Genomic DNA, 15,080 nt, shown 5'->3' with positions numbered 1-15,080 from the left:
CTTCCGTTCAGGCTTCGGCCTGCGCCTTTGCGAGCGCCCGGGCATTCTGCATGCGCCGGGTGAGCATTGCTGCGCACACCACCAGCAAACCACACAAGCTGATGACGATGGCCATCGGCACGGCGGTGCCATCGTGAAGGATCCCCACCAGCGCCGAAGCCCCGGCGGCGACGCTGAATTGCATGCTGCCGAGCAAGGCTGAAGCACTGCCGGCGCGACCGCCCTGCCCGTTCATCGCACACGCTGCCGCATTGGGGCTGATGCAGCCGAGGCTGGCCACGCAGATGAACAACGGAATCAGCAGTGGCCACAGGGCCTCGGTGTGCAAGGCGCTGACGGCAAGCAACGTCAGCCCGGCGCCCAGGTAGACCCAGACCGCCCGCGACAGCAGGAAGGCCGGACCACGTTTGGCCAACAGTCGCGCATTGACCTGCGCCACCAGAATGAACCCGGCCGCGTTGGTACCGAACAACCAGCCGAAGTGCTCGGCCGGTACGCCATACAACTTGATGAAAATGAACGGGGAACCGGCGATGTAGGCAAACATCCCGGCGATGGCGATGCCACCGGTCAGGGCATGGCCCATGTAGACCGGGTCCGCCAGCAGCCGACCGTACTGACGCAATGCACCGGACAACGGCTGACGCGGAACATGCGCCGGCAGACTTTCCGGCAGACCGAGAGCGACCGCCAGCCCGGCCAAGGCACTGAAACCAGTCAGCACCAGGAAGATCGACTGCCATCCCGACGTGTTCACCAGCAGACCGCCGAGCATCGGCGCCAGAATCGGTGCCAGCCCCATCACCAGCATCAGCTGCGAGAAGACTTTCGCCGACCCCACCGCGTCGCACTTGTCGCTGACCACCGCCCGGGCAATCACCATCCCCGCACAACCGCCCAGCGCCTGCACGAGTCGCGCGCCGATCAGCCATTCCAGATTCGGCGCATAGGCGCAGGCCACCGACGCCAGCGTGAACAGCGTCAGGCCAATGAGCAGCGGAATCCGCCGACCGAAGCGATCCGCCACCGGCCCGTAAGCCAGTTGACCAATAGACAGACCAAAGAAGTAAGCCGACAGCGTCAGCTGGACGTGTTTCTCGTCGGTGCCGAACGCCAGCGCCATGGTGGGAAATGCGGGTAGATAGAAGTCGATCGCCAACGGACCGAAAGCGGTCAGGGCACCGAGAATCAGAAGGGTACGGAAGTTCATCAGGCGTCCACGTTCGGCAGGCATTGGGGAGAGTGTGCAGCCCGACAGTCTAGCCGCGCGAGGACGCCTTGAACATTCCGGTAGCTCGCTAACTATTAAAAAGATCAGGCGAGTTTGATCGCATAACCTTCTTCGCTGATCGCCTCGATCACCTGCTCGGCGCTCAGTGCACTTTCGACGCCGACTTCCTTCGCCGCCAGATCGACCCGCACGCTGGCGGCCGGATCCTTGCTCTGCACCGCTGCCGTGACGGCTTTGACACAGTGACCGCAGGACATGCCTTCAACAGTGAACACTTGCATGGAATGACTCCTTTGAGTGAGGTTGCCGACAGTTTCGGGCTTGCCACGATGGCAAGGTCAAGTTCTGCAAAAAACTGCCGGGCTGGCAATCGTCGCCGCGCTCGGCCAAGCTGCATGCATCAATGACATGAATTCAGGAGATTCAGCCATGCGCTGGTCAGCTTTCAGCCTGTTTGGCTTACTCAGCCTCTTTGCCGCGATCCCTTCGGTGCATGCCGCCGGGGAAGATTACGGGGTGCTGATCATTTCCCGCGAGCGCCTGGAAGTCGCGACCTCGTGTGAAATCGGCGTGTACATCCAGGATCAACTGTCGGCGCGCCTGTTCCAGGAGCAAAGCACGTCGTTCAACCTGCCGCCGGGCAATGTCTCGCTGCGCCTGAAACTGCTGCCGGGACAAATGCCGGGTTGCAACCCGGGCATGCTCGCGCCGGGTTCGCAGGAGATCAGACTGCATGCCGGCGACATCCTGAAATTCCGCATCGCGATGAACCAGGAAGGCATGTACCTCAAGCCGACCGGCCTCGGTTACTGACGCTTTCGGATTGGCGCTTGACCTTGCCAGCATGGCAAGGTTGATCCTGTAGGCATCCACTACAGGGAGTACGACCGATGTCAGATTCCATCACGTTCGATCTGCCCATCAGCGGCATGACCTGCGCCAGTTGCGCCGGTCGTGTCGAGCGGGCGTTGAGCAAAGTCAGCGGCGCCAGTGCCGTCAGCGTCAACCTCGCCACCGAACAGGCCCGGGTACAGGCCCCCGGCGACAGCCTGCCGGCACTGATGGAAGCGGTCGAACGCGCCGGTTACAGCGTGCCGCAGCACACCGTGGAATTGAACATCGACGGCATGACCTGCGCCTCCTGCGTCGGTCGCGTCGAACGCGCCCTGAACAAGGTTGCGGGGGTGAAAAGCGTCAGCGTCAACCTCGCCAATGAACGCGCTCACCTCGAACTGCTCGGCGCGGTCGACCCGCAAACCCTGATCGCCGCCGTGAGCAAGGCCGGTTATTCTGCCAGCCTCTTTGAACTTGAACATCAGACCGACAATCGCCAGCAACGCCTGAACCATGAACGCTGGGCGCTGATCTGTGCGATCGCCCTCGCCTTGCCGCTGGTGCTGCCGATGCTGCTGCAACCGTTCGGCATTCACTGGATGCTCCCGGCCTGGGCGCAGTTCGCCCTCGCCACCCCGGTGCAATTCATCTTCGGCGCACGGTTTTATGTGGCCGCGTGGAAAGCCGTGCGCGCCGGCGCCGGCAACATGGACTTGCTGGTGGCGCTGGGCACCAGCGCCGGTTATGGCCTGAGTCTCTATGAATGGGCGACTGCTGACGGACGCATGCCGCACCTGTATTTCGAAGCCTCGGCGGTGGTCATCGCCCTGGTGCTGCTCGGCAAATACCTGGAAAGCCGCGCCAAACGCCAGACCGCCAGCGCCATCCGCGCACTGGAAGCCCTGCGGCCGGAGCGGGCGATTCAAGTCATCGATGGCCGCGAACAGGACGTCGCCATCAGCGCCCTGCGCCTCGGTGACCTCGTATTGGTCAAACCCGGTGAACGCTTTCCGGTGGACGGCGAAGTGCTGGAAGGCCAGAGCCACGCTGACGAAGCGCTGATCAGCGGCGAAAGCCTGCCAGTACCCAAACAACCGGGCGACAAGGTCACCGGCGGTGCGATCAACGGCGAAGGCCGCTTGCTGGTGAGCACCACGGCACTCGGCGCGGAAAGCGTGCTGGCGCGGATCATCCGTCTGGTGGAGGACGCTCAGGCCGCGAAAGCGCCGATCCAGAAACTGGTGGACAAAGTCAGTCAGGTGTTCGTGCCGACGGTCCTGCTGCTGGCCCTGGCCACGCTGATCGGCTGGTGGCTGTACGGCGCGCCGCTGGAAACCGCATTGATCAACGCCGTCGCGGTGCTGGTGATCGCCTGCCCGTGTGCCCTCGGTCTGGCAACACCGACCGCGATCATGGCCGGCACCGGCGTGGCCGCGCGGCACGGGATTCTGATCAAGGACGCCGAAGCACTGGAACGTGCCCATGAAGTCAGCGCCGTGGTGTTTGACAAGACTGGCACCCTGACCTCCGGCACCCCGCGCATCGCGCATTTCAGTGCGATCGACGGTGACGAAAACGCCCTGCTGACAGCGGCCGGAGCACTGCAACGCGGCAGCGAACATCCGCTGGCCAAAGCGGTGCTGGATGCCTGTGCCGAACGCAGCCTTAACGTACCGGATGTGAGCGACAGCCAGTCCCTGACCGGGCGCGGCATCGCCGGCAGCCTCGACGGTCGGCGCCTGGCGCTGGGCAACCGGCGCTTGCTGGAAGAAAGCGGTCTGAACGCCGGAAACCTGAGCGAGTCCGCCCAGGCCTGGGAAACCGAAGGCCGCACGCTGTCGTGGCTGATCGAGCAAAGTCCGCAGCCCCGCGTACTCGGTCTGTTCGCCTTCGGCGACACCCTCAAGCCCGGCGCGCTGCACGCAGTGCAGCAACTGGCCGCGCAGCACATCCACAGCCACCTGCTGACCGGCGACAATCGCGGCAGCGCTCGCGTGGTCGCCGAAGCGTTGGGCATCGAAAACGTCCACGCCGAAGTGCTGCCGGCGGAAAAAGCCGCCACCGTCGCCGAGCTGAAAAAAACCGGGGTCGTGGCCATGGTCGGCGACGGCATCAACGACGCACCGGCGCTGGCCGCCGCGGACATCGGCATCGCCATGGGTGGCGGCACCGACGTGGCCATGCACGCTGCCGGCATCACCTTGATGCGCGGCGACCCTCGGCTGGTTCCGGCAGCGCTGGAGATCAGCCGCAAGACCTACGCGAAGATCCGCCAGAACCTGTTCTGGGCCTTCGTCTACAACCTGATCGGCATTCCGCTGGCGGCGTTCGGCTTCCTCAATCCGGTGCTGGCCGGCGCGGCGATGGCCCTGTCGAGCGTCAGCGTGGTGAGCAATGCGCTACTGTTGAAAACCTGGAAACCCGAGGATCTGGAGGACAACCGATGAACATCGGCCAAGCGGCCCGCCACAGTGGCCTGAGCGCGAAGATGATCCGTTACTACGAGTCGATCGGTCTGCTCAAGGCTGCCCATCGTACCGACAGCGGCTATCGCGTCTACGGCGACGATGACCTGCACACGCTGGCGTTCATCAAGCGCTCACGGGACCTGGGCTTTTCGCTGGAGGAAGTCGGCAAGCTGCTGACCCTCTGGCAGGATCGCCAGCGCGCCAGCGCCGATGTAAAGGCCCTGGCCCGCCAGCACATCGACGAACTGAATCAGAAAATCCGCGAACTCGGCGAATTGCGCGACACCCTGCAGGATCTGGTCGAGCACTGCCACGGCGACCATCGCCCGGACTGCCCGATCCTCAAGGAACTGGCGTCGGGCTGCTGCGCGCAACCCGCTCGCGCCTGAGCAGCAGGACTTTCATCGACAGCACTGTGGCGAGGGGAATGCCGTGGAACAACAGCACCACGGCACCCGGCGCCCACCACTCATAGAACGGCGCGGCGATCAGCATGCCGACGCCGAACCCGGTCATCTGCAACAGCGTCAGGAAACTGAAGATCGGCAGGCGCAGGGGCTCCGGTTCCCGTTGCAGCCGTGACATCAGGCCGACTTCCGAGAAACCGTCGCCCAATCCGGCCGGCAGCGAAAACAGCAACAGACCGACGACGCTGTGCTGTTGGAACATCAGGATGAATTCGCAGGACATCAGCAACACGCCACCGAAATAGCGGCGCTCCAGATGAATGTTTTCCGAGCCGTTCAGGCGACTGGCGATCCGCGCGCCGAGCAGCTTGCCGGCGGCCCACACCGCGAGCATCAGGCCCAGCGTGGTGCTCGCCGAGTCCGGTGTCAGCAGTTTGGAAATGATCGGAAAACCGACGTTGTGCGCAGCGCTGCCAAGGGTGTCGGCCATGGTCACCGCCAGCATCGCCGCCACCACCGGAGCGCTGCGCAATCCTTGCAACAACGCCGACCATTCACCCTGTTTTGCGCTGGATTCGGCCACCGGCTCCGGTGCGCTGAACCGCAGCGGCGCAATCAACACTGCCGCCAACAGATAGGTCAGCGCATTCAGCGCAAACACCGTTTCAAAACCAACCCCCGCGACCAGCAACCCGGACACCAGACTGCCGCCGACCATCGCCATGGACGAGGCGGACGTGATCCAGGCATTGGTCTTGAGCAACTGCGCCGGCTCGATCAAGCGCGGCAACTGGCTGTTGAGGCCGATGGCGAACATCGAATTGCCAAAGCCCAGACCGAACGCGATCAGCGGCAGCAACAACGCCTGCTGACTGACCGGCACGATCAGCAACAAACCGAGCACTGTGGCGCGCAATAGATCGAAGGCAATCAACGGCAAGCGACCGCTGCATCGACGATAAAACGCGGTGCCGATCAGGCTGGCGAAAATCCCGCCGCCCACGCGACTGGCGAGAAAAATCCCCACGCTCATCGCACTGTTGCTCAAGAGATAGACATAAGTGGCCAGCGCAACCATGTTCAGGAAAGCGCCGAAATCGGAAATCAGCCGCGCCGTGATGATCAGCCGGGCATTGCGGGAGGTGGTGGTCACAATCAATCCTTGAATGTGTAAAACCCGGCCGAAGCCGGGTTTTCCTTTTCAGATGCTCACTGCATCCACGGTGGCGGAGGCGGTTCGTCGGACTTGCCCTTGGGCTCGTCGTCCGCCGCGCGGATGGCTTGCTTGCGCTCCTCATCCAGACGTGCCGCTTCGATCTCGCGCAGCACCCCGCCGACATCGGCCAGGTCCTCGGGATCGTCGAATTCGCCGGTCAGCACACTGGCCGGGTGCAACGTACCCGCTTCATACAACGCCCACATTTCCTTGGCGTATTTGGTCTTCTTCAACTCCGGGGCGAACCGGCCGAAGTACGACGCCATGTTGCCGACGTCACGCTCGAGCATGCTGAACGCGTGGTTGTTGCCGGCGGCGTCCACCGCTTGCGGCAGGTCGATGATGACCGGGCCGGTCGGTGTCAGCAGCACGTTGAACTCCGAGAGGTCACCGTGCACCAGACCGGTACACAACATCAGCACGATCTGCGAAATCAGGAACGCGTGATACTCGCGGGCCTGATCCGGCTCCAGCACCACGTCGTTCAGACGCGGCGCGGCATCGCCGTATTCGTCGGCTACCAGCTCCATCAGCAGCACGCCTTCGAGGAAGTCGTACGGCTTGGGCACCCGCACCCCGGCATTGGCCAGGCGGAACAGCGCCGCGACTTCGGCGTTCTGCCAGGCGTCTTCGGCTTCCTTGCGCCCGAACTTGGACCCCTTGGCCATCGCCCGGGCCTGTCGGCTGTTGCGAACCTTGCGGCCTTCCTGATACTCGGCCGCCTGGCGGAAACTGCGTTTGTTCGCCTCCTTGTAGACCTTTGCGCAACGTAACTGATTGCCGCAGCGCACCACATAAACAGCTGCTTCTTTGCCACTCATGAGTGGACGCAGCACTTCGTCGACCAGACCGTCCTCGATCAGGGGTTCAATGCGTTTTGGAGTCTTCATCAGCTTTTATTGTGGGTCCTTTATTACCAAACACGCGAATGTCATTCGTTATACGGCAATCCTCGCATGACGGGGAGGGGTTGCCGACCTGTGAACCTGTGGATGCACACACTGTGCCGGATAAACCAGGCCGATCCGCCTCTACATCGACCGCTGCGAATCATAGCCGAGGCCGTCGAAGTTGTTGGCGACAGCACTCGAGGGCATTTGCGACAGAATCTGACATCCCGCCGCACACAGCTCGTAAGAATTTTCTCTTCCGGCCTCAATTTCCCCCTCCGGCAGCCGAATTCCTCAGAGACAGAGGAATTTGTCCGACAATCGTTCCAAAAAAATCTTCGATGTCGCACTCAAGGAATCGGGTGGAGAACAACGTTTTTCGGCTGCCAATAACCGCGAGTCATCTGCACTGCGTGGGCCTACAAGAAAATCTGGAGCGCGGATGAACATCAAACAGAAGTTGACCTGGGCGTTTGCAATCATCGCCTGCTTGCCCGTGGTGCTGGTCGCCACGCTGGTGGTACTGAACCTGCGCAGCGATGCCCGGGACGATTTTGTCGACAGCAGCGGGCGCGAGATCCGACAGGTCAGCAACGCCATGCAGCTTTTCTTTGACGGCATCAGCCAGAACGTCGATTACCTGGCGGCGCAGCCGTTGGTGAAGAACGCCGACGGCAGCGTTCGCAGCCGGATGAGCGCCAACGCCTCCGATACCTCGGATGGCGAGATCGACAAGCAACTGTTTGCACTGTTCGAGGGGCTGGCCAAATCCCATCCGGCCTACTCTTACGTGTCCTACGGCCTGAGCAGCGGCGGCTATGCCTTCTGGCCGGGCGATCCGAAGATGGCCAACTACGACCCGCGCACCCGCCCGTGGTACAAGACCGCCATGGCCAACCCGGGCAAGACTCTGCGCACCGAAGCCTATTACTGGGCAGGCGACGATGCGGTACTGGTCAGCACCGTGCGCGCGGTGGCCAACCAGTTGGGCGCCCAGGGTGGCGTGGTCAACATTGACGTGTCGCTCAAGCAACTGACCGAGATCGTCAAACAGATCAAACTCGGCGAAAGCGGTTACCTGATGCTGCTCGAAAACAGCGGCACGGTGCTGGTCGATCCCAAGCAGCCCGAGCACAACTTCAAGCCGCTCGACAGCCTCGGCGATGGCTACGCGCAACTGGCCAAGGCCGGCAAAGGGCTGGTGGAAGTCGAGCTCAACGGCGAGCGCTACATGGCCAACGTCTGGCCGTCGGAGCAACTGGGCTGGACCTTCATCGGCCTGATCAAACAGAACGACGTGATGAGCTCGGCCACCCAACTGACCTGGCTGATCGCGATCATCGCCGCCGTGCTGGCAGCATTTTTCGCCGTCGTCGGTGCCAGTTTCGCCAGCCTCATCGTGCGGCCGATCCGCAGCGTGGCCAGCGGCCTGGAAGGCATCGCCCAGGGCGAAGGCGACCTGACCAAGAACCTCGACATCCGTGGCAGCGACGAAACCGCGCAACTGGCCAACTGGTTCAACCAGTTCCTCACCGCGATCCGTAGCCTGATCCAGCATATCGGCGGCGCGGCCGGGAAAATCCTCGCCACTTCGCAGAGCTCGACCCGGGTTTCCGGCGACATGGCCGAAGCCGCCGGACGCCAGCGTGAAGCGGTGGACATGGTTTCGACCGCGTTCCACGAAATGGTCGCCACCGCCAACGAAGTCGCCCGCTCGTGCAGCCAGGCAGCGGAGTCGGCCGACAGCGGCCAGCGCCAGGCCCGCGAAGGTCAGCAGCAGATCGATGCGGCGGTGCACAGCGTCGATCAACTGAGCCAGGAACTGGAGCAGTCGGCGCAGTCGATGCAACAACTGGAACGCGACAGTAACGACATCCAGTCGATCCTCGGCACCATTCGTTCCATCGCCGAACAGACCAACCTGCTGGCACTCAACGCGGCCATCGAAGCGGCGCGTGCCGGTGAGCAAGGCCGTGGTTTTGCGGTGGTGGCCGATGAGGTTCGCGCACTGGCCAAACGCACGGCGGATTCGACGGCGGAAATCGACGGACTGCTGGGCAACCTCGCCAAACGCACCAGCGCGGTGACCCAGCAGATGCGCGCCAGTCTTGATGTGTCGCAGCAATCGGTGGCACGGATTGGCGAAGCGCGGGAGAGCTTTGGCCAGATCCGTGAGTCGGTGGATGTGATTCGTGACATGAACACGCAGATTGCGACGGCGGCGGAAGAGCAGCATCAGGTGGCCGAGGACATCAATCGGCACATCAGCCAGATTCATGGTGATGCGCAGCTGGTGGCGGAGCTGGCGAATTCGGCGCGGCTGGATTCGCAGAGTCTGGCGGGGTTGTCGAATGAGCTGGATGGGTTGGTGCGGCGGTTCCGTACCTGAGTAACCTTTGGAATCCCCTCTCCCTTTGGGAGAGGGGATTCTTGTTCTTTCAGCGCTCGATGATCGCCGTCACACCTTGCCCCCCCGCCGCACAAATCGAAATCAACCCCCGCCCCTGCCCCGCCGCATCCAGCAGCTTCGCCAGATTCGCCACAATCCGCCCGCCGGTCGCGGCAAACGGATGCCCCGCCGCCAGCGAGCTGCCCTTGACGTTCAGGCGGCTGCGGTCAATCGAGCCCAACGGCGCATCCAGCCCCAACCGGGTCTTGCAGTACTCCGGATCTTCCCAGGCCTTCAACGTGCATAACACCTGCGCGGCAAACGCTTCGTGGATTTCGTAGTAATCGAAGTCCTGCAAGGTCAGCCCATTGCGCGCCAGCAAGCGTGGCACCGCATACACCGGAGCCATCAAAAGTCCTTCGGCACCGTTGACGAAATCCACCGCCGCCGCTTCGCCGTCGCGCAGATACGCGAGGATCGGCAAACCGCGCTCTTTCGCCCAGTCTTCACTGCCCAGCAACACCACCGACGCGCCATCGGTCAGTGGTGTGGAGTTGCCGGCAGTCAGCGTGCCCTTGGCGCTTTTCTCGAAGGCCGGTTTCAGGGTCGCGAGTTTTTCCAGGGTCAGGTCCGGGCGCAGGTTGTTGTCGCGGGTCAGGCCGAAGAACGGGGTCATCAGGTCGTTGTGCCAGCCTTCGCTGTAGGACGCCGCCAGTTTGTGGTGGCTTTCGAAGGCCAGTTGATCCTGTTCCTCGCGGGGGATGTCCCAGGTCTGCGCCATCAACTCGCAATGCTCGCCCATCGACAGGCCGGTGCGTGGTTCGCCGTTGCGCGGGAATTCGGGGATCAGGTGTTTCGGGCGCAATTGCAGGAAGGTCTTGAGCTTGTCGCCGGTGGTCTTGGCGCGGTTGGCCTGCAGAAGGATCTTGCGCAGGCCTTCGCTGACGCTGATCGGCGCGTCCGACGTGGTGTCGACGCCACCGGCAATACCGCAATCGATCTGGCCGAGGGCGATCTTGTTTGCCACCAGCAGCGCGGCTTCCAGGCCGGTGCCGCAGGCCTGCTGAATGTCGTAGGCCGGAGTGGCCGGTGACAGGCGCGAGCCGAGCACGCATTCGCGGGTCAGGTTCATATCCCGTGACAATTTCAGCACCGCTCCTGCGACCACTTCGCCGATGCGCTGGCCGTGCAGGTTGTAGCGTTCGATCAGGCCTTCGAGGGCGGCGGTGAGCATCACCTGATTGCTCGCGGTGGCATACGGCCCGTTGGAACGGGCGAACGGAATGCGGTTGCCACCAATGATCGCGACGCGGCGCAGCTGACTCATGAAATGCTCCTTGTTGATCCAGATTCATGGAAATCCATGTGGGAGCTGGCTTGCCAGCGATAGGGCCGGCACATCCAACACCTTCAGTGGCTGACACTCCGCCATCGCGGGCAAGCCCGCTCCCACAGGGTCGGCGGTGTATTTGCTATGTGTTCGGCCACAAAAGCGCCGAGGGCAAACTACTCTGCTGTTCTAGCGTAGGCCTTATTGCGTGGATCGAACGATTGATTGCCCTTCGCAGTCCACACTTTGAACCCCATCTTCTGGAGAGCGTTCCATGTCTGACCGCTATATCGACTTCGCCAACTCGTCCATCGGCCACCGTCTGGTCGGGGCCCTGGGCCTGCCGTCGCCGGTGCGGCTGGAGCGCTGGCAGGCCGGGCGCCTGCGGCCGGTGGAGGGTGCACTGCTGATCGGCGGCGGGCCGCTGGCCGAACGGGTCAGCACCTTCGCCAATCGCCTGACCGACGCGATCTACCGCTACGGCGACCAGCCAGCGACCGCCACTCAATGGATTCCCGGCCACGGCCCGAAACTCAAGGCCGTGGTGTTCGACGCCAGCGACTTGCAGCACACCGACCAGCTCAAACAGCTGCGCGAATTTTTCCAGCCACTGATGAAGAACCTCGACAGCAGCGCGCATCTGGTGCTCCTCGGCCGCGCCCCGGAAACGTTGCGTGAACCGTTTGCCGCCAGCGCTCAGCGTGCACTCGAAGGCTTCTCTCGCTCATTGGCCAAGGAGCTGCGCAGTGGCGGCACGCTGCAATTGATCTACGTCGGCGAAGGTGCCGAGGATCAACTTGAAGGACCTCTGCGGTTTTTCCTCTCGCCGAAAAGCGCTTTCGTCTCCGGGCAAGTGATTCGTCTGACGGCCTGCGCCACTCAAGTTACCGACTGGACCCGCCCATTGGCCGGGCGCAAGGCGCTGGTCACCGGTGCGGCGCGCGGTATCGGCGCCTCCATCGCCGAAACCCTGGCCCGCGACGGCGCCGAGGTGATCCTGCTCGACGTACCACCCGCGAAAACCGATCTCGAAGCCCTGGCCGCTCGCCTCGGCGGGCGCGCCATCACCCTCGACATCTGCGCCGAAGACGCCGCTGTGCAACTGATCGAACAGCTGCCGGACGGCCTCGACATTCTGGTGCACAACGCCGGCATCACCCGCGACAAGACCCTGGCCAACATGACCCCGGAATTCTGGGACGCGGTGCTGGCGGTCAACCTCAACGCACCGCAAGTGCTGACCAAGGCCCTGCTCGACAGCGGCACCTTGCGCGATAACGCCCGGGTGATTCTGCTGGCGTCGATCAGCGGCATCGCCGGCAATCGCGGGCAGACCAATTACGCGGCAAGCAAAGCCGGGCTGATCGGGCTGGCCCAGGCCTGGGCGCCGACGCTGCTGGAACGCGGCATCAGCATCAACGCCGTGGCGCCGGGGTTCATCGAGACCCAGATGACTGCGCACATCCCGTTCGGCCTGCGTGAAGCCGGACGGCGCATGAGTTCGCTGGGCCAGGGCGGTCTGCCGCAAGACGTCGCCGAGGCCGTGGCCTGGCTGGCCCAACCGGGCACCGGCGCGTTCACCGGGCAAGCGTTGCGGGTGTGCGGCCAAAGCGTTCTGGGGGCTTGAACATGACCATCGAATGGCAAACGCTGCACCACGAGCCGAGCCTGCCGGGGCTGTATGCCCGGGCAGCGACCCGACGCAAAATCACCGGCACCACCCTGCCCGACAGCGGTTTGCGTTGCGCCGTCGAGGTGGATGGCAAACGTCTGGCGGCGTATCGCAAGGTCTGCGGTTTTGCCGATGACGGCCTGCTGCCGCCGACCTATCCGCATATCCTGGCATTCGCCCTGCAGATGCAATTGCTGACCGCCAAAGACTTTCCGTTCCCGCTGCTGGGGTTGATACATCTGAGCAATCGCATCCGCGTGTTGCGGCCAATGGGCGGGATCAGTCGCGCGCAAGTCAGCGTCCGGGTGCATAACCTCCAACCGCATCCGAAAGGTGCGACGTTCGATCTGCTGACCACCCTCGACGATCAACTCGGGCCCTTGTGGGAAGCCGAAAGCCGGATGCTCTGTCGCGGCGTGAAGCTCGAAGGCGAACCGGTCGAGCAGACCTGGGAGCCGGCGCTGCCCCTCGCGCAGGTGGCGCAATGGGACGCGCCGGCGGACATAGGCCGGCAGTACGCGAAAGTCTCCGGTGACTACAACCCGATTCACTTGAGTGCGGCCAGCGCCAAACTGTTCGGATTCCCAACCGCCATCGCTCATGGACTGTGGAACAAGGCCCGCACACTGGCGGCGCTGGCGGATCACCTGCCAAAGGCCAACCTTGAGGTCACCGTGCACTTTCGCAAACCGGTGCGCCTGCCGAGCGAGGTGAGTCTGTTCGCCAGCGCGGCCGGCTCCAGTGGTGAGTTGCGCCTGATCGGTGCCGGGGATCTGGAGCACATGGTGGGCAACTGGCAGCCGGTGGCCTGACATCGAGGCCGGGAAACCTGATCAATTGTGTATATATCACTTAAGTTTTCCCGCGCCGCACATACTTCCCTCGCCGACACCCAGCCTTGATTTTCAAGGCTTTTTTTTTGCGCGCCTATATCCTCGGTATTAGTCGTTAGGCGGCACTCGCAGCCACCTGCATAAAGGCGTTAATACCAACTTGAGAATGGCGTGGATCCAGCCTTGCGACTGATATGAGCACAACGGACGAAGGCATTGCCGGCAACAGAACCGGCGAGCCGTCGAAGTCAACGAACGTTGTGACAGGTGCAAGGAACAACCATCATGAAAACCCACATGAAAGCCCAGGCGTGGTGCAAATCGGCAACAGCACTGGCCCTTATTCTCTCCCTCGGTCTCGCCGGCTGCAGCAGTGGCGGCGGCGGTCATCACAGCAGCTCCGGCAGCTCGTCACCGGACAGCGCCGCAGCCGGCGCGGGTGGCACAACCGGCACCGGCGGCACGGCTGGAACCGGAGGTACCGGCGGAACAGGTGGCACAGACCCGACCAATCCGACCAATCCCACCGACCCGACGGACCCGACCAATCCGACCAACCCGAGCACGCCCCAGCCCCTGGTCACCTCGACCCTGGTGCAGGATGTCGGCACTACCGTCTCCGGCGTCGGTAATGGCGTCGGCCAGGTGGGTGATTCACTCAGCGGTGTCCCCGTGGTCGGCGGCGTCGTGCAGAGCGCAGCCCGGACCGCCGGCAATGTGGTCACGACACTGGGTGACGGCGTGGCAAACGGCATCGGCAAACTGGCGACCACCGACAATGGCCTGGGCGTCACCGCTTCGGCAGTCGGCGGCGTGGTACAGGACGTTGGCAACGGCGTGTCCGACCTGAGCGGCAAACTGGCGACTGCCACCGGCAGCGTTCCGGTAGTCGGCGGTGTGGTCACCCGTGTGGCCCCGGTGCTCAATGGCGTCGGTGAACGGGTCACCATGCTCGGCGACACCCTCAGCACCGCCACCACCACCGGCCCGCTCGGCTCGGTCACCAAAGAGGTGGGCAGCAAACTGGTGCCGGTGATTGCCATGGTCGAGAGCACCACCGACAAACTCGGCAGTGCCACGGGCCTGGGTGATCCACTCAATGGTCTGATCCAGAAAGTCGGCAGCACGGTCGACGGCGTGGGCGACAAGGTCACGGATGCCGGCAACGGCAACACCCTGACCAATACCGTCGGCGGGGCCTTGAGCAATGTCGGTACCGCTGTCGGCAAGGCCGGCGGACTGGTGGATAACGGGACCGGTTCGGGCACGGGCGTCGGTGGCGGTCTGGGCAATAATGGCTTGCTGCAAACCGTCGGCGGCGCAGTCGTGAACGTCGGTGCCGGTCTGGGCGCCGGCAACGGCTCACTCGGTGCACCGGGTAACGTTCTGGCAGCAGCCGGCAATACCGTGGCCTCGCTCAACACTGCACTCGGCGGTTCGGGTTCGCCAATCACCAGTTCAACCACCCCCCTGGCAACCCTGGGCAACAACGTGGGTGCCGGACTGGCACCGGTCACCACCGCTATCGCCGGCCTGACCCAGAATGTCGGTGCCGCGACCGGACTCGGCTCCCCGCTTGCCGGTCTGACCGGGCAGGCGGGCGGCGCGGTCAGCAATCTCGGCGGCGCCATCGCCGGTACCAACAGCAACCCGGTCGTGACCGCCGTCGGCAACACCGTCACCACCGTGGGCAACACCGTCACTGCGGTCGGCGGACTGGTCAACGGTGGTCCAAACACCGGGACCGGCGGCGGGCTGGGTGGCGTCCTCGGTGGCCTCACTGGCGCCCTGGGCGGTAACAATCGCTGAT

Annotated in this window: 12 protein-coding genes and 1 pseudogene; 8 read left to right on the top strand and 5 right to left on the bottom strand. The window is 63.5% G+C overall.

Annotated features, from left to right (window positions below; all coding sequences use genetic code 11):
* Window positions 1–7 precede the first annotated feature (7 nt).
* Window positions 8–1,210 carry a multidrug effflux MFS transporter gene (locus KJY40_RS04415; protein WP_230735219.1) on the bottom strand — a complete coding sequence of 401 codons (1,203 nt, stop codon included), beginning with the start codon at window positions 1,208–1,210 and terminating at the stop codon, window positions 8–10.
* Between the two features lie 104 nt (window positions 1,211–1,314).
* Window positions 1,315–1,512, bottom strand: a complete 198-nt coding sequence (locus KJY40_RS04410; protein WP_230735218.1) for a cation transporter — start codon at window positions 1,510–1,512, stop codon at window positions 1,315–1,317.
* A gap of 148 nt (window positions 1,513–1,660) precedes the next feature.
* On the opposite strand from KJY40_RS04410, the gene KJY40_RS04405 reads away from it, so the two are divergent.
* From KJY40_RS04405 to cueR, 3 genes are all read left to right on the top strand, one after another.
* A complete protein-coding gene (locus KJY40_RS04405; RefSeq protein WP_210709696.1) occupies window positions 1,661–2,044 on the top strand; it encodes a hypothetical protein in 384 nt (127 codons plus the stop codon).
* A gap of 77 nt (window positions 2,045–2,121) precedes the next feature.
* The gene (locus KJY40_RS04400) at window positions 2,122–4,512 is read left to right on the top strand and encodes a heavy metal translocating P-type ATPase (protein WP_230735215.1); all 2,391 of its coding nucleotides are present in this window, start codon (window positions 2,122–2,124) and stop codon (window positions 4,510–4,512) included.
* Window positions 4,509–4,922: a Cu(I)-responsive transcriptional regulator gene (cueR, locus tag KJY40_RS04395; protein ID WP_007958485.1), complete on the top strand. Its 414-nt coding sequence runs from the start codon at window positions 4,509–4,511 to the stop codon at window positions 4,920–4,922. Before KJY40_RS04400 ends, cueR begins: the two co-directional genes overlap by 4 nt.
* Here the strand turns inward: cueR and KJY40_RS04390 are convergent.
* Both KJY40_RS04390 and KJY40_RS04385 read right to left on the bottom strand, forming a co-directional pair.
* Window positions 4,876–6,093 carry an MFS transporter gene (locus tag KJY40_RS04390; RefSeq protein ID WP_230735213.1) on the bottom strand — a complete coding sequence of 406 codons (1,218 nt, stop codon included), beginning with the start codon at window positions 6,091–6,093 and terminating at the stop codon, window positions 4,876–4,878. The genes cueR and KJY40_RS04390 overlap by 47 nt on opposite strands.
* Window positions 6,094–6,149: 56 nt before the next feature.
* On the bottom strand, window positions 6,150–7,046 hold the full coding sequence (locus tag KJY40_RS04385; protein ID WP_011332300.1) for a PA4780 family RIO1-like protein kinase: 897 nt from the start codon (window positions 7,044–7,046) through the stop codon (window positions 6,150–6,152).
* A gap of 442 nt (window positions 7,047–7,488) precedes the next feature.
* Between KJY40_RS04385 and KJY40_RS29680 the strand changes: the two are divergent.
* Together KJY40_RS29680 and KJY40_RS29675 are read left to right on the top strand one after the other, a co-directional pair.
* Window positions 7,489–8,577, top strand: a pseudogene (locus KJY40_RS29680) (HAMP domain-containing protein); the annotation flags it as partial.
* A gap of 90 nt (window positions 8,578–8,667) precedes the next feature.
* Complete coding sequence (locus KJY40_RS29675; RefSeq protein ID WP_371850984.1) at window positions 8,668–9,435, top strand: methyl-accepting chemotaxis protein; 768 nt, start codon at window positions 8,668–8,670, stop codon at window positions 9,433–9,435.
* A gap of 49 nt (window positions 9,436–9,484) precedes the next feature.
* On the opposite strand, the gene KJY40_RS04375 is transcribed toward KJY40_RS29675, so the two are convergent.
* Complete coding sequence (locus KJY40_RS04375) at window positions 9,485–10,762, bottom strand: acetyl-CoA C-acetyltransferase (protein ID WP_230735210.1); 1,278 nt, start codon at window positions 10,760–10,762, stop codon at window positions 9,485–9,487.
* 277 nt (window positions 10,763–11,039) lie between these two features.
* Here KJY40_RS04375 and KJY40_RS04370 point away from each other — a divergent pair, with 277 nt between their 5' ends.
* From KJY40_RS04370 to KJY40_RS04360, 3 genes are all read left to right on the top strand, one after another.
* The gene (locus KJY40_RS04370; RefSeq protein ID WP_230735209.1) at window positions 11,040–12,392 is read left to right on the top strand and encodes a 3-oxoacyl-ACP reductase; all 1,353 of its coding nucleotides are present in this window, start codon (window positions 11,040–11,042) and stop codon (window positions 12,390–12,392) included.
* A 2-nt stretch (window positions 12,393–12,394) separates the two neighbouring features.
* Window positions 12,395–13,249, top strand: a complete 855-nt coding sequence (locus tag KJY40_RS04365) for a MaoC family dehydratase (protein ID WP_230735207.1) — start codon at window positions 12,395–12,397, stop codon at window positions 13,247–13,249.
* Between the two features lie 318 nt (window positions 13,250–13,567).
* The gene (locus KJY40_RS04360) at window positions 13,568–15,079 is read left to right on the top strand and encodes a collagen-like triple helix repeat-containing protein (protein WP_230737652.1); all 1,512 of its coding nucleotides are present in this window, start codon (window positions 13,568–13,570) and stop codon (window positions 15,077–15,079) included.
* Window position 15,080: the final 1 nt, after the last annotated feature.

The sequence above is a fragment of the Pseudomonas fitomaticsae genome (genome assembly GCF_021018765.1).
GTDB lineage: Bacteria > Pseudomonadota > Gammaproteobacteria > Pseudomonadales > Pseudomonadaceae > Aquipseudomonas > Aquipseudomonas fitomaticsae.
This window is presented reverse-complemented; position numbering and strand designations above follow the sequence as displayed.

Excerpts from the sequence above, each read along its gene's own strand:
- KJY40_RS04415 (WP_230735219.1), bottom strand. The coding sequence starts at position 1,210 with ATGAACTTCCGTACCCTTCTGATTCTCGGTGCCCTGACCGCTTTCGGT.
- KJY40_RS04410 (WP_230735218.1), bottom strand. The coding sequence starts at position 1,512 with ATGCAAGTGTTCACTGTTGAAGGCATGTCCTGCGGTCACTGTGTCAAA.
- KJY40_RS04405 (WP_210709696.1), top strand. The coding sequence starts at position 1,661 with ATGCGCTGGTCAGCTTTCAGCCTGTTTGGCTTACTCAGCCTCTTTGCC.
- KJY40_RS04400 (WP_230735215.1), top strand. The coding sequence starts at position 2,122 with ATGTCAGATTCCATCACGTTCGATCTGCCCATCAGCGGCATGACCTGC.
- cueR (WP_007958485.1), top strand. The coding sequence starts at position 4,509 with ATGAACATCGGCCAAGCGGCCCGCCACAGTGGCCTGAGCGCGAAGATG.
- KJY40_RS04385 (WP_011332300.1), bottom strand. The coding sequence starts at position 7,046 with ATGAAGACTCCAAAACGCATTGAACCCCTGATCGAGGACGGTCTGGTC.
- KJY40_RS29675 (WP_371850984.1), top strand. The coding sequence starts at position 8,668 with ATGGCCGAAGCCGCCGGACGCCAGCGTGAAGCGGTGGACATGGTTTCG.
- KJY40_RS04375 (WP_230735210.1), bottom strand. The coding sequence starts at position 10,762 with ATGAGTCAGCTGCGCCGCGTCGCGATCATTGGTGGCAACCGCATTCCG.
- KJY40_RS04370 (WP_230735209.1), top strand. The coding sequence starts at position 11,040 with ATGTCTGACCGCTATATCGACTTCGCCAACTCGTCCATCGGCCACCGT.
- KJY40_RS04365 (WP_230735207.1), top strand. The coding sequence starts at position 12,395 with ATGACCATCGAATGGCAAACGCTGCACCACGAGCCGAGCCTGCCGGGG.
- KJY40_RS04360 (WP_230737652.1), top strand. The coding sequence starts at position 13,568 with ATGAAAGCCCAGGCGTGGTGCAAATCGGCAACAGCACTGGCCCTTATT.